This is a genomic window from Acidovorax sp. LjRoot66 (assembly GCF_964253305.1).
Taxonomy (GTDB): domain Bacteria; phylum Pseudomonadota; class Gammaproteobacteria; order Burkholderiales; family Burkholderiaceae_C; genus Acidovorax.
This window is the reverse complement of sequence record NZ_CAXUQU020000001.1, coordinates 3,475,246-3,494,490: the sequence shown is the minus strand read 5'-3', so window position 1 is coordinate 3,494,490 and position 19,245 is coordinate 3,475,246. Positions and strand designations below refer to the sequence as shown.

The following is a 19,245-nucleotide window of genomic DNA, read 5'->3' as shown; positions in this document are numbered from 1 at the left end:
TGCGCCTGCAATGACACGGCCTGTGCACCACCTGGACGTGACGGAAATCACCGTTAATTACCCAGGGCCGCGCCACAATGGCTCACCTTTGATTTTCTGATGCATCCCTGCCGGGGTGCCCATTGCGCCATTTTCAATTTCTGATCGCACCCGGCGAGGATATCCCTCGCACTGAATTTTTCGCAGGCTGCTTTTTCTTCCATTTTCATGGAGGTGGTGGTTTTTATTGCCATTCACATGGTATGGACCTTCAGATCCGCATTGCGCGATTTTATCGAAGCAGAAAAATACAAATCCACAAGAGCAGGGAGATATTCAATGCAGCTTAGCCCTCTGGCAGTGGCGTCACCGCCAACAGCAGCCTCTGGCGCCCTGTCGGTGCGCCCGGTGCGCCGTGCCATGCCCGCCACAACCAACCGAGGCCCGTTGACGCGCCCGGTCTGCATCGGACTATTCGTCCTCGCATTCGCCCTTGCACTGGTAATGGCGCGGTTGATTCCCGCCTTCCAGTCGCCGGACGAGATAATGCACCTGCACCGGGCCGACATGATCGCGAACGGCCAATTGCTGCTGGAGAAACCCGCGCCCGATGCCAGAGGCCATACCGGGGGTTATACCGACCTGCACCTGATCCGCTTTGCCACCTGGATGGCGACGATCACCGGAAACCGCAAGACCGATGTGTCTCCCGCCTGGCTGATGGACGAGGCCTCGCGCCACGGCTGGGCGCACGACCGGCATTTCGTCGATGCTGTCGGCACGGCCTATTATCTGCCGCTGATTTACCTGCCGCATGCCGCCGGCCTGGCCATCTCGCGCCAGATGGACTGGTCGATGCGGGCCAGCTACGACTTCACGCGGGGCGTGGTGACGCTGACGGTGCTGGCCCTGCTGGCCTGGGCCTGGCAGCTGCTGCCGCCCAACCTGCTGGTGCGGGCCCTGGTGCTGATGCCGATGTCGGCGTTCCAGATCCTGTCGCCCACCATCGACGGCCTGTGCATTGCCATGACGCTGGTGCTCGGGGGCCTGGCCATCGCGCAGTACAAGGCCCAGTGCCAAGGCAGCACCACCACGCCGCCCTGCCGATGGCGGTTTGCCGCCATCGTGGGCTTCACCTTCGTGCTGGTCACTTCACGCACCAACCTGCTGCCCTTGCTGGCCCTGCCGCTGTTGCTGCTGTGCCAGCGCTTTTCGGGCACCCGGCTGGCGGCCTTCGTTCTGCTGTGCGCGGCCAGCCTGGGCTGGACACTGTTCGTGCTGCTGACCACCATGGATGCGCGCATCGAGCGCACGCACACCACGCTGCAGATCCTGCAGATCTACCTGGAGGATCCGCTGTACTTCCTGGGGCTGGTCGGCAGCACGCTGGCCGACAAGGACAAGGGGTACATGCTCATCTACTCTTTCGTCGGGGTGCTGGGCTGGCTCGACACCTTGATCCCCAAGCCGGCGATGCGGGGGATCTGGGCCGTGCTGGCGGCCCTGGCGCTGCTGGCCACTGTCTACGCGGGGCGCGAAGAGCGGCAGTACACGCCGCTGCGGGCCGTGCTGGCCATTTGCGCCGTCACCAGCACCCTGCTGGCCTTCTTTGCCATCGCGGTCACCTGGAACGACTACCCTGTGCCCGTCATCGCGGGTGTGCAGGGGCGCTACTTCATCATGCCGGCCCTGCTGCTGGCGCTGGCACTCGGGCCGCTGGAAAAGGAGCGCACGCCCCTGCAGCAGGCCACCGAGTTCGGGGTGACCGGCGCAATGGCCGGGTACTTTCTGCTGGTGCTGGCGGTCACCCTGTATGGCCGCTACCAACTGGCGGCGTTCTGAACCGGCTTTGCCGAGGCCTGGACGCGCACAAATGCCTCGGTCGCCGCCTGCCGCCGTCCTCCGCTACCGGGGAGGTCGCAGACTTCTCCTTTTGAAAAACTTGCGCACTTCGCTGAACCACAGCACCGTGCTGCCCATCGCGCCGCAGACCAGCCACTGGCCAGGCGACAACGGCGCGGTGCCAAAGGCCAGGTTCAAGACCTCCAGGTGCACCACTGCCACCTGCAGCAGGGCGGACAGGGCCACCGCGCCCCACAGCCAGGGGTTGGTGGCCAGGTTGGCGAATGCGCTGGCGGTCTCGGAGCGGGCGTTGAAGCAGTTGAACAGGTGGGCAAAGACCAGTACGGTGAAGCCTGCCGTGCGGGCGTTGGCCAAGTCGCGGTCGCCCTCGATCAGGCCGCCAGGCAGGTACATGTCCATGGTGAGCAGCGTGGCCACGGCCACCACAATGCCGATCTGCACCACGCCCCACCACATGGCGGCGTCGATCACCCGCTCGCCCGGGTGGCGGGGCTTGCGCGCCATGGCGTCGTCGCTGGCGGGGTCCATGCCCATCGCCAGCGCGGGCCAGGAGTCGGTGATCAGGTTCAACCACAGGATCTGCGTGGCCAGCAGCGGCAGCACCAGCGCGCCGCCGGGCGCGGTCAGGCCGATGACACCAGCCCCCACCACGCCCAGGAACACGGTCAGCACCTCGCCCATGTTGGACGACAGCAGGTAGCGCAGAAACTTGCGGATGTTGTCGAAGATGCCGCGCCCCTCGCGCACCGCTTCGATGATGGTGGCGAAGTTGTCGTCGGCCAGCACCATGCGGGCCGCGCCCTTGGCCACCTCGGTGCCGGTCACGCCCATGGCCACGCCGATGTCGGCGGCCTTGAGCGCGGGGGCATCGTTCACGCCGTCCCCGGTCATCGCGACGATGTGGCCTTCGGCCTGCAGGGCGGCCACGATGCGCAGCTTGTGCGCGGGCGCCACGCGGGCGAAGACCGAGGTGCGGCGCACCGCCTGGGCGAAAGCCGCTCCATCCAGCACATCGAGCTCGGCCCCGGTGAGCGCCGTGGCGCCGGGCGGCACCAGCCCCAGGTCGGCCGCGATGCGTGCCGCTGTGCGCGGGTGGTCGCCGGTGATCATGATGACCCGTATGCCGGCCCGCCGTGCCTCGCGGATCGCCACCGCCGCCTCTTCGCGCGGGGGGTCGATGATGCCCGCCGTGCCTACGAAGATGAGGCCGCGCTCCAGCGCATCCACCTCTTGCAGATCCTCGTGCGCGGCCAGGGGGCGGTAAGCCACGGCCAGCGTGCGCAGGGCGTCGCCCGAGAGTGCGTCCACATCGGCCAGGATCTTCGCGCGCAGTCGTTCGTCCAGAGCGACCACGTCCATCCCCACCCGGGTGTGGGTGCACAGGTCCAGCAGCACGTCGGGCGCACCCTTGCAGATTAGCACCCGCTCGCCGCCGTGCTCCAGGTCCCGCTCGATGGTGGACATGCGCTTGCGCTCGGAGGTGAAGGGGTGCTCCGCAATGCGCTCGAACCGCTGCTTGCGCCGCGCGGTGGCCCCGAGCTTGTGCTCGGCCACCAGGAACGCGGCCTCGGTGGGGTCGCCGTGGACCTGCCACGCGCCGTTGTCGGCCTGCTGCAGCGATGCGTTGCCCGCCAGGCTGCCGCCGCTGAGCAGCACCACCTGTTCGGCATGCAGCGGGCCCGGCTGCAGGCGCGTGCCGGCCCATTGCACCTCCCCTTCGGGCGCATAGCCCACGCCCGTGACGTCGGTGGTGCCCGAGGCGGTCACGATGCGCACCACCGTCATCTCCGAGCGCGTGAGCGTGCCGGTCTTGTCGGTGCAGATGACCGAGGTGGCGCCCAGCGTCTCCACCGACGACAGGTTCTTGATGATGGCGTGGTGCCTGGCCATGCGCTGCACCCCCAAGGCCAGCACCACTGACAGGATGGCCGGCAGCCCTTCGGGCACGGCCGCCACGGCCAGGGCCACGCCCAGCAGCAGCACGCCGACAACCTCGGCCATGCTGTCGGGCCGGGAGATGAGCAAAATGGTGCACACCACCACGGCGGCGATGGCCAGCACGGCCACGCCCAGCATGCGCCCGATGTGGACGATTTCCTTTTCCAGCGGCGTGGGCTGCTCCACCGTGGCGGCCAGCATGCCGGCAATCGCGCCCATCTGCGTGGCCATGCCGGTGGCGACGACCAGTGCGGTGCCGCTGCCCTGGGCGACGAAGGTGCCCTTGAACACCATGTTCAGCTGGTCGCCCAGTGCGGCGGGGCCTGGCAGGGGCGCGGGGTCCTTGAGCACGGCCTCGCTCTCGCCGGTGAGCGAGCTCTCCTGCATGCGCAGGGCGGCTGCGCGCACCAGGCGGGCATCGGCGGGCGTGGCATCGCCCTCGGCCAGCACCAGCAGGTCGCCCTTGACCAACTGCGCGCTTGGCACCCGCTGCACCTGGCCGCCGCGCACCACCGAGGCCGTGGGTGCGCTCATGCGTGCCAGCGCAGCCACGGCGTCGTGCGCCTTGGCTTCCTGCACATGGCCCAGCACCCCGTTGAGGAGGACGATGGCCGCGACGACGATGGCGTCCACAGGCCAGCCGTGCAGGCCCTCGAACACCCATGCCAGCAGCGACACCACTATCGCGCCCAGCAACAGGTAGATGAGGGGGTCCTGAAACTGCGACAACAGGCGGCGCCAAGCGGCCGTGCGGGGGGTGGCCTGGAGTTCGTTGGGACCGTCCTGGGCCAGTCTGCGCGCGGCTTCGTGTGCCGGCAGGCCGCTGACCAGGTCGGTACCCAGCAGGCGCGCCAGGTCCTCGGCACCTTGCGTTGGTGGGTCGTTCGGTCCTTGCGGCTGTGCCATGCGGGCTACGCCTCGATGATCACTTTGAGCGCCTTGGTCTCTGCGGCCCGGCCGAAGGTGTCGTAGGCCTGCAGGATGTCCGCGAGCTTGAAGCGGTGGGTGATGAGCTGTTTGGCGTCGATGCGCTGGGACTGCACGGTCTTGAGCAGCATGGGCATTGACACGGTATCGACCAGGCGCGTGGTGATGGTGATGTTGTGCGACCACAGCCGCTCCAGGTGCAGGTCGGCCTTGACGCCGTGTACGCCCACGTTGGCGATGGTGCCGCCCGCAGCCACGATGTCCTCGCACATCGTGAAGGTGGCCGGGATGCCAACGGCCTCGATGGCCGTGTCCACCCCGCGCCCGCCGGTGAGGGCCATCACCTGCTGGGCGGCGGTGCCATCGGCGCTGTTGACCGTGGCCGTGGCGCCAAAGCGCTTGCCCACGGCCAGGCGGTTGTCGTCCAGGTCGACCATGATGATCTCCGACGGCGAATACAGCTGCGCCGTGAGCAGCGCCGCCAGCCCGATGGGCCCGGCGCCGACGATGGCCACCGTGGAGCCGGGCTGCACTTTGCCGTTGAGCACGCCGCACTCGAAGCCGGTGGGCAGGATGTCGCTGAGCATGACCAGCGCCTCTTCGTCCGCGCCGTCGGGGATGGGATACAGGCTGGTGTCGGCATGCGGGATGCGCACAAACTCGGCCTGGGTGCCGTCGATGCGGTTGCCCAGCACCCAGCCACCGGTGCTGCAGTGCGAGTACATGCCCTTGCGGCAGTTCTCGCAGCGCCCGCAGGCGCTGATGCAGGAGATGAGCACCCGGTCACCGGGCTTGAAGGTGGTGACACCCGGGCCCACCGAGTCGATCACGCCCACGCCTTCGTGGCCCAGGGTGGTGCCGGGCTGGCAGGTGGGCACGTCGCCCTTGAGGATGTGCAGGTCGGTGCCGCAGATGGTGGTGCGGGTGATGCGCACGACGGCGTCAGTAGCGTCCTGGATGGTGGGCTTGGGGCGTTCGACCAGCTTCTTCTGGCCGGGGCCGTGGTACACGAGGGCGAGCATGGTGAGGGTCCTTTGGGTGGTCGGGGTGTCAATCCACTGTCTGCGCCATCCCGGTAGCTGTCAGTGCGCTGGCGCACAAATCTCCCAGGCAGTTGCTTTATTCGGCCGGCGTTTGATCCTGATCAAGCCTGCTGTACACAGGCCTTGCAGGACCATTGCAACCAAAGCCCGCTAGGATGGGCCCTTTGCAGTCACCGCCTGGGCAAGCGCCCTCCTCCCACTCCCCACCTGCTGCCCCCCATGCGCCCCACTACTGCCGACACGACCCCGCCCCTGGACACGTTGATGGTGGCCACCTGCAATGTGCTCAACCTGGCCAACCCCGGGCGCATGTTCTACCCCAACCAGGACGCCTACACCGAGGCCGAGTACGGGCGCAAGGTGGAGTGGCTGGGTGACCGGTTTCGCACGCTCAACGCCGACGTGCTGGCCGTGCAGGAGGTGTGGGACGAGGCGGCGCTGAAGGCGGCCATCGCGCACAGCGGGCTGCGCTACGATTTTGTGTCGGTGCCCGGTGCCGAGAACGACGCCACGCGCCATGGCGCCCAGGGCACGCCGCGCGTGGGCATTGCCACGCGGCTCAAGGTGGAGGCGGTGCAGTCGTTTGCGAACTTTCCGCCGGCCTTTCAGGTCGATGTGCCGGGCCTGGGGCCGCACACGCGCTTCGAGCGCCCGCCCCTGGTGGCCACGCTGCGCATGAAGCATGGGCAGCGGGTGAACGTGCTCACGGCGCACCTCAAGTCCAAGCGCCCCAAGTTTCTGCAGGACGCGCAGGGCCGTGCGCTGGAGGACAAGGACGACCGCAAGGTGGGCGCCCTGGCCTCGCTGCGCTCGCTGGTGATGCGCGGCGCCGAGGCCATGGCCCTGCGCTGCCTGGTGATCGACCTGCTGCAGCGCACCAGCGTGCCGCTGGTGGTGATGGGCGACTTCAACGACACGCCCGACAGCGTGACCACGCAGCTGATCTGCGCCACCACCGAGATCGCCTACGACCGCTCGGCCCGCGACGTGGCGCTGTTCAACGCCTACGACCTGCAGGGCGAGATGGCGCTCAAGAAGGACGTGGCCTTCTCCCACATCCACCAGGGTTCGCCCTCGGTGCTGGACCAGATCCTGGTGAGCGAGGAGTTTTTGCCGCGCGGGCGCAACAGCCTGGGCGACGTGCGCCGGGTGGACTATTTCAACGACCACCTGCACGAGGGCCGCGACCGCACCCGCTCGGACCACGGCTTTGTGCGCGCGCTGTTGCGGCTGCAGATGGAGCCCCAGCGTGCGCAGCAGGCCCCCGCTCCGGTTGTTGCGGCCCAGCCACCGGGCTAGAAATCCCCCCTCGCACCGAGGGGCACAGATCACCCATTTGCCTGCGCACGGCGGTGCATGCCGGTGCTACATTCCTCCGAGAAAAAACGAGGAACAGACAGATGCGTTGGAACACCATCGCCATGGCCTGCCTGGGCCTTGCGGCCCTGTCCGCAGGCGCGCAGGTACACCGCTGCAAGCAGCCGGACGGAAAGATGGTCTACAGCGACCAGCCCTGCACCCGCAGCCAGACGGGCGGGGTGATCCTGCCCGACCCCAGTGTGCGCGAAGTGGCCTGGGAGCAGGCGCGCAACAGGGCGCAAGGGGCAGGCACCGCCAACTCCCTGCCGTGCCGCAAGGCAAAGGAAGAAATGGCCCAGCTCGTGGGCCTGCGCACCCTGTCGCCAGAGGAAAAGCGCATCCGGGTGCAGGGGCAGGAAACGCGGGTGGCCGCCGCCTGTGGTGCCGAGCCCCCTGGCGCCAACCCGCCGCCAGTAGCTGGCAAGGCAGCTGCCGCTTCCGGGCCCGTGGCCTTCGTCTACTGCGAGGCCGGCCTCTGCCACGACAACAAGGGGGGTATCCATATGAAAAGCGGCCCGGATTTCGTGGATGCAGCCACCGGCAAGACCTGTTCGCGCGTAGGAGCCCAGACGATCTGCCCTTGAACGGTCAGGCACGCTGCCAAAACCCTCGTCCACCCTGGGAATTGCGCCCTGGCGCGCCGCGCTGCGGCACACCTTGCAACACGGCGTGCCGGCTGACACATGTGGTAACGAGGCGCCCAGTAAGATGCCGGGCCAGGCCCCGGATTGAGCAAGGGGCGACGAGACCTCTATATGACCATGCCCAGAGCCCACATCTCCCCACCACCCCAGCAGCACACTGACGCCCAGACCAGCCGGGGGCCTGGCCGCACGGCGGCAGCCGCCCTGGTGGCCCTGCTGCTGGCGGCCTGCAGCAGCACGCCGCTGCCGCCCTGGAATGCGCCGGGTGCCACAGCGCCGCGCCCCAATGCCCCCGCCCCGGTGCCCCGCGCGCAGCCAGGCAGGGTGGTGCCCGCGCCCCTGGGCGCCCAGCAGCAGGCGCCCGCGCCGCAGCCCGGCGCCACAGGCGTCATCACCGCCCCGCTGCCGCCCACGGCGCCGGTGGTGGGCCGCAACGAGCCCCTGGCCACCCCGCCCTACGGCCCGGCCGTGATGGCACGCTTCCCGGACCCCACGGTACGCTACAGCACGCCGGGCCTGGCGCCCGGCCGCCGCGCCTACACCACCAATGCCGAGGTGGAACAGTGGCTGCAGTCCGTGGCCTCGGGCACGGCAGGCGGCCCTTCGCGCGCCAGCGTGCTGCGCCTGGGCACCTCGCAGCGCGGCGAGCCCCTGGTGGGCCTGCTGCTCACCCGCGCCCCCGGTGACGACCCGGCCAGCCTGGATGCTGGCAAGCGCCCGACCGTGGTGCTGATCGGCCAGCAGCACGGCAACGAGCCCGCCGGCGCCGAGGCCCTGCTGGTCATTGCCAGCGAGCTGGGCCAGGGCCTGCTGGAGCCGCTGCTCGAACGCATGAACGTGATCGTGGTGCCGCGCGCCAACCCCGACGGTGCGCAGGCCGACACCCGCGCCACGGCCAATGGCATCGACATGAACCGCGACCACCTGCTGCTCAAGACGCCCGAGGCCCAGGCCATCGCGCGCCTGGTGCGCGACTACCGCCCCATCCTGGTGGTGGACGCGCACGAGTACACCGTGGCCGGCCGCTACCTGCAGAAGTTCAACGCCGTGCAGCGCTACGACGCCCTGCTGCAGTACACCACCACGGCCAACTACCCCGAGTTTCTGACCAAGGCCTCGCAGGAGTGGTACCACCAGCCCATGCAGGCCGCGCTCAAGGCGCAGAACCTCTCCAGCGAGTGGTACTACACCAATGCCACGGGCGCGGACGACCGCACCCTGTCGATGGGCGGCACGCAGCCCGATACGGGCCGCAACGTGCATGGCCTGAAGAACACGGTGAGTTTGCTCATCGAGACGCGCGGTGTGGGCATCGGCCCGCTGCACATGCAGCGCCGCGTGCACACCCAGGTCACGGCCATCGCCAGCGCGCTGCGCTCCACCGCCGAGCGCGCCGCCAACCTGGAGCAGGTGCGCGGCTTCGTGGTGCGCGACATCTCGGCCAAGGCCTGCCGCGACAACGTGGTGGTCGAGGCCGGCCCCACGCCCACGCAGCGCGAAGTGGTTTTCATCGACCCCGAGACCGGCATGGACCGCCCGGTGCGCGTGGACTGGAATTCGTCGCTGAACCTGCGCACCCTCAAATCCCGCGCCCGCCCCTGCGGCTACTGGGTATCGAACCAGGCCGCCCCGGTGGTGGAGCGCCTGAAGCTGCTGGGCCTGCAGGTGCTGCGCATCGCCGAAAACGGATCGCTGCTGGGCGAAACCTACCGCGAGACCGCGCGCGAAACCTCGGAGCGCCGTGACGTGCTGGGCACCATCAGCGACAGCGCCGACATCATCCGCGTGCAGGTCGCCCCCGTGCGCGCTGCCATCGACGTGCCCGCCGGCAGCTACTACGTGCCCCTGAACCAGCCCCTGGCCCACCTGGCCGTGGCCGCGCTGGAGCCGGATACGCAGAACAGCTACTTCGCCAACCGCCTGGTGGAAGACCTGTCGCAGACGGCGCGCGTGATGTCCACGCCGTCGCTGGTGTTTGAAGAGACGGATTGAGTGGTCTGCCCATAAAAGGCAACCTGCCCTGCTCCAAGCCAACTGCCTCAACCCACGCATGAAATACTCACCAGGCAGAGACGCCAGCGGCAAACCCCTGATCACCGGCCGGGAAGCAGCCATTGGCCTGTGGCTGATGGCTGCGGCCACAGGTCTGCTGCTGTGGACGAATCCCATCGTGCCGCCTTATACCGGCAGGGCTGCGTGGCTGTTCTCAGCTTTTGCGCAGATGTTCGGGCCTTCGGGCCCGGCCATCGCCATGTGGTCGTTCGTGGCCTTGCTGCTCGCCCTGGGCGTGATGGGATGGGTCGGCGCTGGCAAGCAGCCGCGCTGACCCAGGGAAGCGCCCTGACTTCCTTCAGGGATTGGTAACTCCACCCCTGCTTCGCCCTGGCGGCGCCAGACGCCACCACCGGCCGCGACCTGCGGCCCCACACCAGCCTGATCGGGATCGCCATGGTTTTGCGGATGCCGAATTTTCCCAGGGCGGCCAGGCTCTGGCCGGTGCTGGCCCTGGCGTTGTACGGCGTGGTGCAGCCCGCGCTCACCCCGCTGCGCCAGGAACCTGCGCGGTACGCGGCCATGAAGAAGCCGGACTATCCCCCTGAGGCACTGCTGGCGGGCACAGAGGGCAAGACCGTTCTCAGGGTGCTCATCAGCGCATCGGGTGCCGCCAGCCGGGTGGAGGTGCACCAGAGCTCGGGGCACCCGTCGCTGGATGCGGCAGCGCTGCAATCGGTCCGGCAGTTCCAGTTCATTCCCGCCCGGACGAACGGGGTCGCACATGCCTCTTGGGCCAGGATTCCCATTGGCTTCAGCATCGAGAGCCCTCTGCACACCCGCCTATTGACCCGCCTCCTGCGTTTTGCCGACGGGGGTGATCGATGATGCACCGCGTCACCCGGGCCGGCTCAGTAAAGCCCAAGCGCATCGGCGCCAGCCACCTCCCTGCGCTCTTCGAATGCCAGCGCCCAGGCCGGGAAATCCGCCGCAGGCATGGGCCGCGCGATGAAGTAGCCTTGGGCCACGTCGCAGCCCAATTCGGCCAAACGATCCCAGTCGCGCTGGGTCTCGATGCCCTCGGCCACCACCTTGCGGCCCAGGGCGTGGGCCAGGTCGATGGTGGACTTGACGATGACGGCAGAGTCGTTGTTGGTGGACATGTCGCGCACGAAGGACTGGTCGATCTTGATGTACTCCACCGGCAATTTGAGCAGGTAGCTGAGTGATGAATAGCCGGTGCCAAAGTCGTCGATGTACAGGGACACGCCCTGCGCACGCAGACCATGCAGTATGCGCAAAGCGGCGTCAGGGTCTTCCATCACCACGCTTTCCGTGATCTCGAATTCGAGCAGGCCACGGTCTACACCCCAGCTCTGGTGAAGCAGTTGCACCCTGCCCAGCAGCCCTTCATCGCGCAGATTCCTGGCCGACAGGTTCACGGCGATGGGCAGGGCATCGCCGCGGCCCTGGGCTTCGCGGCACACCCGCATGGCCGCCTCGATCACCCACTCCGTGAGGTTCTTGATGAGGCCAGTCTGCTCGGCAAGCTCTATGAATTGAGCGGGCGGCATGAGCCCCCGGTCAGCATGCTGCCAGCGCACCAAGGCTTCGGAGCCCAGCAGTCGGCCACTGGTGAAATCGATCTTGGGCTGAAGGTACAAGCGCAGGTCTCCACGCTCGATGGCGCGGCGCAGCTCGCCGGCCATGGTGAGCCGTTCGGGTCGGTTCTCAATGGTTTGCGGGTCGTATATGCAAAATTGAAGCTCTCTGCTCTTGGCCTGGTGGACCGCAAAATCCAGGTGCCTCAGCAGATCGTCTGCGGCACTGCCATGGGCAGGGAACAAGGCGATGCCAGTGCGCGCGGACACGTCCAGGAAAATGTCCGCGATCGCAAAGGGTTGGTGCAACAGCGCCTGAATGCGGCTGACCATCCCCACCGCTGCCCGCTCGTCACCCGCCGACAGCAACAGTGCAAACTCGTCACCCCGCAGCCGTGCAACGCAGTTCGCGTCGGGTGATGCCGAGCGCAGCCGCTCACCAAACTCCTGCAGCAACTGGTCGCCATGCGCAAAGCCCAGTGCCTCGTTGATATCCCGAAGACGCTCGACATTCACCTGCAGCAACGCAAACGATTGTCCCCCCGGGGCTGCCCGCGCCGCTTCGATGGCGTGGGTGATGATTTCGGTGAACTGTGCCTCATTGGGTAGCCCTGTCAACACATCGAATCGGGTCAGCCGGCGCATCTCTTGTTCCGCTCTGGCATGCTGGGCATTGGCACGCAAGCTGGCAATGCCGAAGGCCAGATCCTCTGCCGACTCTGTGAGCAGCCGCGTTTCGTCGGGTCCAAAGGTGTCTGGCTCCTTCGCGAAAATAGCCATCGTCCCGATGGTGACTCCTCCCACAACCAGCGGGCAGGCGATGCACGATGCATTGCCCATCAAAATTGATCGTACGTGCTGGTAGTTGGGGTTGGTCTGCATGTCGCCGACGACCTGCGTCATGCCTGTGCGCAAGCAGGTTGCAATTGCACCGCGGCCGAACTCGCCGTCGCTCCAGGTGACGTTCAAGGTCCGCATCACCGCTATGCCAGGAGCGAAGCCGCTCTCGGCCATGGGCCGCATGGACCGCGCCGCGTCCTCCACGCGGTACCACACCATGGCAATCGGGTAGCCGCCTGCATCCACGATGGCCTTGCACATGGTTTCCAGCAGTTGCTGTTCATCGGTGGCGCGCAGCATGGCGCTGTTGCCAGCGCTCAGGGTCTTCCAGGCTCGGGTTACGCGCTCGAGATCGCCGAGGCGTTGCCCTAGCTCTGCGTTCAAACTATGAATGCGCTCTTCGGACAACTTGCGCCCTGTAATGTCGGAGCCCAGCACATAGTAGCCGACGATGCCATCGAGCGTGTCGCGCTTGGGCACGTAGCTGATGGCCTGCCACACGCCGGGAAAAGGCTGCCAGTCGTAGCTCTGGGGCGCACCGCTCATTACCTGGTCGATGATCGGCGAGGCGATGGCATAGCGGTCCTCCCCGAGCACCTCGCTCACGGAGTGCCCGGTGATATCGCCGCCGTCCGGCGCAAACCGGGCGCGGTACTGTTCGTTGACGTACACGTAGCGCTGCTGTGCATCCACATAGGCAATCATGGCCGGCACACTGCTCATGACGCTGCTCAGATGCTCCTGCGTATCGAGCAGTTGCAGGGTGCGCTCGCGTACATGTTTCTCCAACAAAGCATTTTGGTCGCGGATGAACTGCCGGGCCTCCTGCTCTGCCGATATGTCGCGGAATACCAGTACCACGCCCTGCAGTTGGCCGGTTTCATCTCGGATGGGCGCAGCAGTGGCGCCAATGGGGCACGCGCTACCGCTGCGCCGCACCAATGCCACGCCATCCATTTCTTCATAACTCTCATTGGTGGCGAGCACCCTGGCCACCGGCGCCCGATCCAGAAACTGCCCGTCTTGCCGGATGAGTTTGAACACCGCGTCCGCATGCTGGCCAAGGGCGTCGCAAAGGGTCCACCCCGTCAGGTGCTCGGCCACGGGGTTCAGGCCCGTCACGCGGCCCTGGACATCGCACTCCAGCACTGCATCGCCCAGGGAGCGCAGTGTGGTTGAGAGTTTCGCCTCGCTTCTCATCAGGGCGCGTTGATTCGACTCGCTGTCCATCAACTGCCGGCGGATGAGGCCGTAGGTGCCCGCAAGAAGCGCCGCCAGCAGCAGAGCAGCAACCAACCCGCTTGCGGCCAGGAACCCCTGCGTCCTCAACTGGTCCGCGGTACGGACTTGCAGAACTGCTCGTGCTTGCTCGCCCATCGCGTCAAAAAGAGCATGGGTGCGCTCGCGCGTTTCCCGAAGCGGAGCCCGGGTTGCGAACGCTGTGGCTGCATCGCCGCCTTGCGTGGTGCGCAGTACCTCCACCTGTTTGGCGATGGTGATGCGCTGGTCCAGCACCGCGCGAAGCTTTGTCCAGCGCTCCACCTGCGCGGGGTCGTCGGCGATGAGTTGCAGCAACAAGCGCATCGCATTTTCGCGATCGTCCATCTTCCTGTTGCGATCGGCCAGGGCGTTTGTATCGCCTGAAATTCTGTAGTTCTGGGTGCTCAGCTCGATCTGCAGCGTATCGGATTTTGCCTGCGAGATGGCATTGACCACCTGGTGGGTGTGCGAAACCAGATGCGCCGCATCCCGTGCGTCCTGCGCAAGTGTCCACGTGACCGAGGCCAGGGCGGCAACCACGATGGTTGCCGCAATGAAACCCGCGAGCACCATTCTTTCAAAGCGGCGCCGCAGCTTCAGCAACTTTGCCATATGCACTCCCGGAGCCAATGGCTGTTGGAACATTGTGCACGTGCGCCCAGCCCTGTCGAGAGGAGATACACCAGTGCGGCACAGGTGGAAAGCAGCTTCCCAGACAAGCAAAGGCACCCGGTCGCTCCCGCAGGCAACGCCGATACAGTTGCAACGCGGCTAGGTTCGGCAAGTCTCGCAAACCAAACCTGCGGCAGAATCTGTACAACATCCACCCGCTAGAGCACCATGGACAAGAACAGCAACGCCGCTGCGCACTACCGGGGCAGTTGCCTGTGCGGCGCCATCCACTACGAAGCCCGCGCCGAGATCAAGGCCGCCTCGCACTGCCACTGCAGCATGTGCCGCAAGGCGCATGGCGCGGCCTTCGGGTCCTATGGCAGTGTGCAGGTGGGCAGCTTTGCCTTCATACGCGGCGCAGAGCTGCTCAAGCGCCGCGAGTCATCGCCGGGCGTCACGCGCACGTTCTGCCCGGAATGCGGCTCGCCGCTGACCTGGCACAGCGAGCATGGAGATGCGGCGGCGTGGATGTCGTTCTCACTGGGCACGCTGGATACACCGTTCGTGCCGGCGAAGGCGCTGCGCAGCATCCATGCGGGTTCGGTGCCTGCGTGGTATGCGGCCGGCGAAGCGCGCAAAGACTGAGCGGCAAACATCCCATGGACTTTCAAATCAGACGCGCGACCGCCAACGACGCACCAGAAGTGGCCTTGCTGACCCGCGCCGCCTATGCCAAGTGGGTGCCGGTGATCGGGCGGGAGCCCCTGCCGATGAAGGCGGACTACGAGACGGCTGTCAGGGAACACCTGGTTGATTTGCTGCACGTCGACGGCGTGCTCGCCGGCCTGGTCGAGATGATCCCGGAGCCGCAATGGCTGCTGATCGAGAACCTGGCGGTCGCGCCCGCCTTTCAGGGCCGCGGTTGTGCACGCATCCTTCTCGCGCAGGCTGAACAGACCGCAAAGGCGCTGCAGCTCCAAGGCCTGCGTCTGTACACCAACAAGCAGTTTGCATCGAACGTCGACCTGTACCTGCACCACGGTTTCGATGTGGACCGCGAGGAGCCCTTCATGGGCGGGTTCACTGTCTACATGCGCAAGCCGTTGGCGCCCGACAACGGTCCGCCTGTCGCCCTGGATTGATTCCCCTCCCGCTGCCATGGCACCATCGCGCCACCGCTGGCCGTGGCTGACCCCAGTGGAACGGGACGCGGTAACCAAAAATTCAAATCCAACAAGGGGAATACCAATGAGGAATCAAGGCGCCATGGCCCTTTGCGGCCGGCTTGATCGCGGGATGCGGTGCAAGAGCGGATGGCAAGCCCGCCCCTGCCTGCCACGGCGGGGGAACATGCAGGGGATTGCCCTCCATGGCTAACACCTACAACGGCATAGGCACCTCGTATCTTGGCAAGTGCAAATTCGAGCAGGACGACTCGTTCGTCACCACCAAGTGGTTTCTGATCGGTTTTCCGATCTTCCCGATGGGCAGTGCGCGGCTGCGTGAACTGGGCAGCGAAGGTGTGCCCTTCTTCAAGCGCACCACGAACTACGAGTTCATCGAGGACGTGCCGCTGGACGTGATGCAGGTGCTGCGCATCTACGTGTACTCGGTGTTCATCGTCGCCTGGTTCGGCCACTGGGCCATGGGCAACCAGCCGACGCTGGTGCGCTTCATCATGATCACGCTGGGGATTTTGCTGCCGTTTGCGATGCGGTTCCTGTCCAAGCGCATGGCGCAATAAAAACCGGTTTGGGGTTTCAGAAGGCCGCGCGGATTTTCAGCGCCGAGGACGCCTGCGAGGTGCTTCTGGCGCAGGGGCCGGTGGCCTTGCACCCGCAGTGGCCAGCGCGCCCCCGGTCGGGCCCTCCTCCCCCACCAGCTCCTGCGCCACCTGCACGACCAGCGCACGCAGCCAGCGGTGCGCCGGGTCGTCGCGGTAGCGCACGTGCCAGCCCATGTGCAGCGGAAAGGTGCCCAGGTCCACAGGCGCCAGCAGCACCTTGAGCCGCGCATCGTGCGCCAGCCGGTGGCAGATCAGCCGCGGCAGCGTGGTGCAGTAATCGGTCATGGCCACCATCTCCGGAATGGCCAGGAAGTGCGTGACCGAGACGGCCACATCGCGCTGCAGGCCCTGGCGCTCGAGCGCCTGGAACAGGCCTGCGCGCAGCCGGCCCGGCGGCAGCACGTTGACGTGGCGCAGCTGCTCGTAGAGCTTCTTGGTCAGCTTGTTGCCGGCGACCTGCGGATGGTCGGCCCGCACCACGCAGGCCAGGCCGTCATCGCCCAGGTGCTGCACGACCAGGTTGTCGGGCGCGTCCATGATGCGGCCTAGCACCAGGGCGGTGGTGCCGGAGACCACGCCCGTCTCGGCCAGGTCGGTGCCGAACGGTACCAGGCGCAGGCGGATGCCGGGGGCCTGCGCGCGCAACCGCGCGACGATGGCCGGCATGAGCGCGAACTCCATATAGCTGTTGGCGGCGATGGTCACGAGCTGGTCGGCACTGGCCGGATCGAACGCCTGCTGCCCCAGCACGATGCCATCGAGCACCGCCAGGGCCTGCGCGATCTGCGGCGCCAGGGCCAAGGCCCGTGCGGTGGGCTGCATGCCGTAGCGCTCGCGGATGAACAGCGGGTCCTGCAGCAGCGTGCGCAGGCGCGTGAGCGCGTTGGACAGCGCGGGCTGCGTGGTGCCCAGGCGCTCCGCGGCGCGGGTCACGCTGCGCTCTTCCATCAGGGTCAGAAAGACGGGCAGGAGGTTGAGGTCGTAGCGCATCAGATATCTTTTACTGGAATATCTGGAATCCAGCAAATAAATTGGATGAATTTGTCAGCGGCGCGCATCCTTCGTCCTGTGCAAGCCTTTACCCATCCACTTTTGCCATCGAAAGAAACCACCATGACCACCACCGAAACCCTGTTCACCCCCACCCGCCTGGGCGCCATTGATGTGAAGAACCGCATCGCCATGGCCCCGCTGACGCGCTCGCGCGCCGGCATGGGCGGCGTGCCCTCGGCCCTGGCAGCGCGCTACCACGCCGAGCGTGCACCCGCCGGCCTGCTGATCGCCGAGAGCTATACGGAATTCACGGCCATGCAGGCTGCCTGAGCCCCCTACCATCACCCATCCGCAGGAGAACACCATGACAGCAACCCTCAAAGACCTTCTTCCCGGCCCGCTGGGCTTTGGCACCGCCCCGCTGGGCAACATGTTCCGCGCCATCCCCGAGGCCGAGGCGCGCGCCACGGTGGACGCTGCCTGGAACGACGGCATCCGCTACTTCGATAACGCACCCTTCTACGGCGCAGGCCTCGCCGAGATCCGCATGGGCGAGGCCCTGGCGGACCGGCCGCGCAGCGAGTACGTCATCAGCACCAAGGTCGGCCGCCTGGTGCTGGACGAGGTGGAGGACGTGGCCGCGCGCGACCTGGGCGAGAAAGGCGACGTGTTCCGGCACGGCCGCCCCAACCGCATCGTCAATGACTACTCGGAGGACGCCACGCTGCGCTCCATCGAAGACAGCCTCAAACGCCTGAAGACCGACCACATCGACATCGCCTGGGTGCACGACGTGGCGCAGGACTTCTACGGCGACGAATGGCTGGGCGTGTTCGAGACCGCGCGCAAGGGCGCCTTCAAGGCGCTGGACCGCTTGCGCGATGAGGGCGTCATCAAGGCCTGGGGCCTGGGCGTGAACCGGGTCGAGCCCATCGAGCTGCTACTGGACCTGCAGGGCCCGCGCCCGGACGGCTTTTTGCTGGCGGGCCGCTACACGCTGCTGGACCACAGCCGTGCGCTGCAGCGCGTGATGCCCAAGGTGGCCGAGCAGGGCCTGTCCATCGTCGTCGGTGGCCCCTACAGCTCGGGCGCGCTGGTCGGCGGGCCCAATTTTGAGTACGCCCCGGCCACGCCCGCCATCCTGGCCAAGGTCGCTGCCATCAAGGCGATTGCGGACCGGCATGGCGTGTCGATGAAGGCCGCGGGCCTGCAGTTCGCGCTGGCGCACCCGGCCGTGGCAGCGGTGATCCCGGGTGCCAGCCGGCCTGAACGCCTTGCGGAGGACCGCGCCGCGCTGCAGCTGGCCGTGCCGGCGGATTTCTGGCGTGAGCTGCGGGCTGCGGGGCTGGTGCATCCCGAGGCGCCGCTGCCACTCATCGGCTGAGGTGGCAACAGCAGGTACCTCAGGGGGCCATGACGATCTCTTGCTGTTGGCCCCGCGAACCGAGACTGCCTTCATCAGAGATCCCCCTTGGGGGCTGTCTCCGGCCCGCCAGAGGTTACAAGGTGCCCAACGGATTCAAGCAAGCCGCAGACGCCCTCAGAACGGCAAGCACCACATGGTCTTGCCGGGCCCTCCCCTGCAACCTTCCCCCAAGGCTGCTACGCTGCCGCTTCCTTCAACCACCACCGATGAAGCGCCCCATGATCGACCTGCACTACTGGCCCACGCCCAATGGCTGGAAAATCTCCATCATGCTGGAGGAATGCGGCCTGCCCTACCGCACCCTGCCGGTGAACATCGGCCATGGCGAGCAGTTCAAGCCCGACTTTCTGGCCATCAGCCCCAACAACCGCATGCCGGCCATCGTGGACCACGCGCCGCCGGGCGGCGGCGCGCCGGTGTCGGTGTTTGAGAGCGGCGCCATCCTGATGTACCTGGCCGAGAAGACCGGCCAATTCTGGTCCACCGAGCTGCGCCAGCGCTACGCGCAGATGCAGTGGCTGATGTGGCAGATGGGGGGCCTGGGGCCCATGTCGGGGCAGAACGGGCACTTCAAGGTGTATGCGCCCGAGAAGGTGCCCTACGCTATCGAGCGCTACGGCAAGGAAGTGAACCGCCTGTACGGCGTGCTCGACGGCCAGCTCGCGCGCACCGGCGCCTACGTGGCGGGCGACGACTATTCGATTGCCGACATGGCCAGCCTGCCCTGGATACGCTCGCATGTGGCGTACGAGATCCCGCTCGAAAACTTTCCGCACCTCAAGCGCTGGCACGACACGTTGATGGAGCGCCCCGCCGTCCAGCGTGGGCTGGACCTGCTCAAGGACCTGCGCAAGCCGATGACGGACGAGCAGAAGAAGGTATTGTTCGGGCAGACGGCACAGAGCATTCGCGACAGCGCCAAGCAGGCGGCGAATTGACCAACCATGGTGCGGTCCCCTGCAGACCCTGCCTGCCTTGACCA

General features: G+C 66.8%; 17 protein-coding genes. 12 read left to right on the top strand and 5 right to left on the bottom strand.

Annotated elements, in window-relative coordinates:
* Window positions 1–53: 53 nt before the first annotated feature.
* On the bottom strand, window positions 54–209 hold the full coding sequence (locus ACSQ3Y_RS16385) for a hypothetical protein (protein WP_157422097.1): 156 nt from the start codon (window positions 207–209) through the stop codon (window positions 54–56).
* 109 nt (window positions 210–318) lie between these two features.
* Between ACSQ3Y_RS16385 and ACSQ3Y_RS16380 the strand changes: the two genes are divergently transcribed.
* Window positions 319–1,821, top strand: coding sequence for a DUF2142 domain-containing protein (locus tag ACSQ3Y_RS16380; protein WP_436178081.1), 1,503 nt, complete (start codon window positions 319–321; stop codon window positions 1,819–1,821).
* 63 nt (window positions 1,822–1,884) lie between these two features.
* Here the strand turns inward: ACSQ3Y_RS16380 and ACSQ3Y_RS16375 are convergent, their stop codons facing one another.
* Window positions 1,885–4,686: a cation-translocating P-type ATPase gene (locus ACSQ3Y_RS16375; protein ID WP_436178080.1), complete on the bottom strand. Its 2,802-nt coding sequence runs from the start codon at window positions 4,684–4,686 to the stop codon at window positions 1,885–1,887.
* 5 nt (window positions 4,687–4,691) lie between these two features.
* The gene (locus ACSQ3Y_RS16370; RefSeq protein WP_436178079.1) at window positions 4,692–5,729 is read right to left on the bottom strand and encodes a zinc-dependent alcohol dehydrogenase family protein; all 1,038 of its coding nucleotides are present in this window, start codon (window positions 5,727–5,729) and stop codon (window positions 4,692–4,694) included.
* Between the two features lie 240 nt (window positions 5,730–5,969).
* Here ACSQ3Y_RS16370 and ACSQ3Y_RS16365 point away from each other — a divergent pair, with 240 nt between their 5' ends.
* The 5 genes from ACSQ3Y_RS16365 to ACSQ3Y_RS16345 all read left to right on the top strand — a co-directional run bounded on the left by ACSQ3Y_RS16365 (window position 5,970) and on the right by ACSQ3Y_RS16345 (window position 10,633).
* Window positions 5,970–7,049 (top strand): endonuclease/exonuclease/phosphatase family protein, encoded by a 1,080-nt coding sequence (locus ACSQ3Y_RS16365; RefSeq protein ID WP_436178078.1) that lies wholly within the window; start codon window positions 5,970–5,972, stop codon window positions 7,047–7,049.
* Between the two features lie 101 nt (window positions 7,050–7,150).
* On the top strand, window positions 7,151–7,693 hold the full coding sequence (locus ACSQ3Y_RS16360) for a DUF4124 domain-containing protein (protein ID WP_436178077.1): 543 nt from the start codon (window positions 7,151–7,153) through the stop codon (window positions 7,691–7,693).
* Window positions 7,694–7,864: 171 nt separating this feature from the next.
* Window positions 7,865–9,745, top strand: a complete 1,881-nt coding sequence (locus ACSQ3Y_RS16355; protein ID WP_436178076.1) for a M14 family zinc carboxypeptidase — start codon at window positions 7,865–7,867, stop codon at window positions 9,743–9,745.
* Window positions 9,746–9,803: 58 nt separating this feature from the next.
* Window positions 9,804–10,079, top strand: a complete 276-nt coding sequence (locus ACSQ3Y_RS16350) for a hypothetical protein (RefSeq protein WP_436178075.1) — start codon at window positions 9,804–9,806, stop codon at window positions 10,077–10,079.
* Window positions 10,080–10,213: 134 nt separating this feature from the next.
* Complete coding sequence (locus ACSQ3Y_RS16345) at window positions 10,214–10,633, top strand: energy transducer TonB (RefSeq protein WP_436178074.1); 420 nt, start codon at window positions 10,214–10,216, stop codon at window positions 10,631–10,633.
* A gap of 23 nt (window positions 10,634–10,656) precedes the next feature.
* Here the strand turns inward: ACSQ3Y_RS16345 and ACSQ3Y_RS16340 are convergent, their stop codons facing one another.
* Complete coding sequence (locus ACSQ3Y_RS16340) at window positions 10,657–14,058, bottom strand: EAL domain-containing protein (protein WP_436178073.1); 3,402 nt, start codon at window positions 14,056–14,058, stop codon at window positions 10,657–10,659.
* Window positions 14,059–14,286: 228 nt separating this feature from the next.
* Between ACSQ3Y_RS16340 and ACSQ3Y_RS16335 the strand changes: the two genes are divergently transcribed.
* The 3 genes from ACSQ3Y_RS16335 to ACSQ3Y_RS16325 all read left to right on the top strand — a co-directional run bounded on the left by ACSQ3Y_RS16335 (window position 14,287) and on the right by ACSQ3Y_RS16325 (window position 15,802).
* Window positions 14,287–14,703 (top strand): GFA family protein, encoded by a 417-nt coding sequence (locus tag ACSQ3Y_RS16335; protein WP_436178072.1) that lies wholly within the window; start codon window positions 14,287–14,289, stop codon window positions 14,701–14,703.
* Between the two features lie 14 nt (window positions 14,704–14,717).
* Complete coding sequence (locus tag ACSQ3Y_RS16330; protein ID WP_436178071.1) at window positions 14,718–15,200, top strand: GNAT family N-acetyltransferase; 483 nt, start codon at window positions 14,718–14,720, stop codon at window positions 15,198–15,200.
* Window positions 15,201–15,427: 227 nt separating this feature from the next.
* Window positions 15,428–15,802 (top strand): hypothetical protein, encoded by a 375-nt coding sequence (locus ACSQ3Y_RS16325; RefSeq protein WP_057203331.1) that lies wholly within the window; start codon window positions 15,428–15,430, stop codon window positions 15,800–15,802.
* 36 nt (window positions 15,803–15,838) lie between these two features.
* Here ACSQ3Y_RS16325 and ACSQ3Y_RS16320 read toward each other — a convergent pair whose 3' ends face one another.
* Window positions 15,839–16,834, bottom strand: a complete 996-nt coding sequence (locus tag ACSQ3Y_RS16320) for a LysR family transcriptional regulator (RefSeq protein WP_436178070.1) — start codon at window positions 16,832–16,834, stop codon at window positions 15,839–15,841.
* 123 nt (window positions 16,835–16,957) lie between these two features.
* Between ACSQ3Y_RS16320 and ACSQ3Y_RS16315 the strand changes: the two genes are divergently transcribed.
* The 3 genes from ACSQ3Y_RS16315 (at window position 16,958) to ACSQ3Y_RS16305 (ending at window position 19,201) form a co-directional block, all read left to right on the top strand.
* Entirely contained in the window at window positions 16,958–17,167 is a 210-nt protein-coding gene (locus ACSQ3Y_RS16315; RefSeq protein WP_436178069.1) for a hypothetical protein, read from the top strand.
* Window positions 17,168–17,201: 34 nt separating this feature from the next.
* Entirely contained in the window at window positions 17,202–18,221 is a 1,020-nt protein-coding gene (locus ACSQ3Y_RS16310) for an aldo/keto reductase (RefSeq protein ID WP_428001125.1), read from the top strand.
* A gap of 260 nt (window positions 18,222–18,481) precedes the next feature.
* Window positions 18,482–19,201 (top strand): glutathione binding-like protein, encoded by a 720-nt coding sequence (locus ACSQ3Y_RS16305; protein WP_436180126.1) that lies wholly within the window; start codon window positions 18,482–18,484, stop codon window positions 19,199–19,201.
* Window positions 19,202–19,245: the final 44 nt, after the last annotated feature.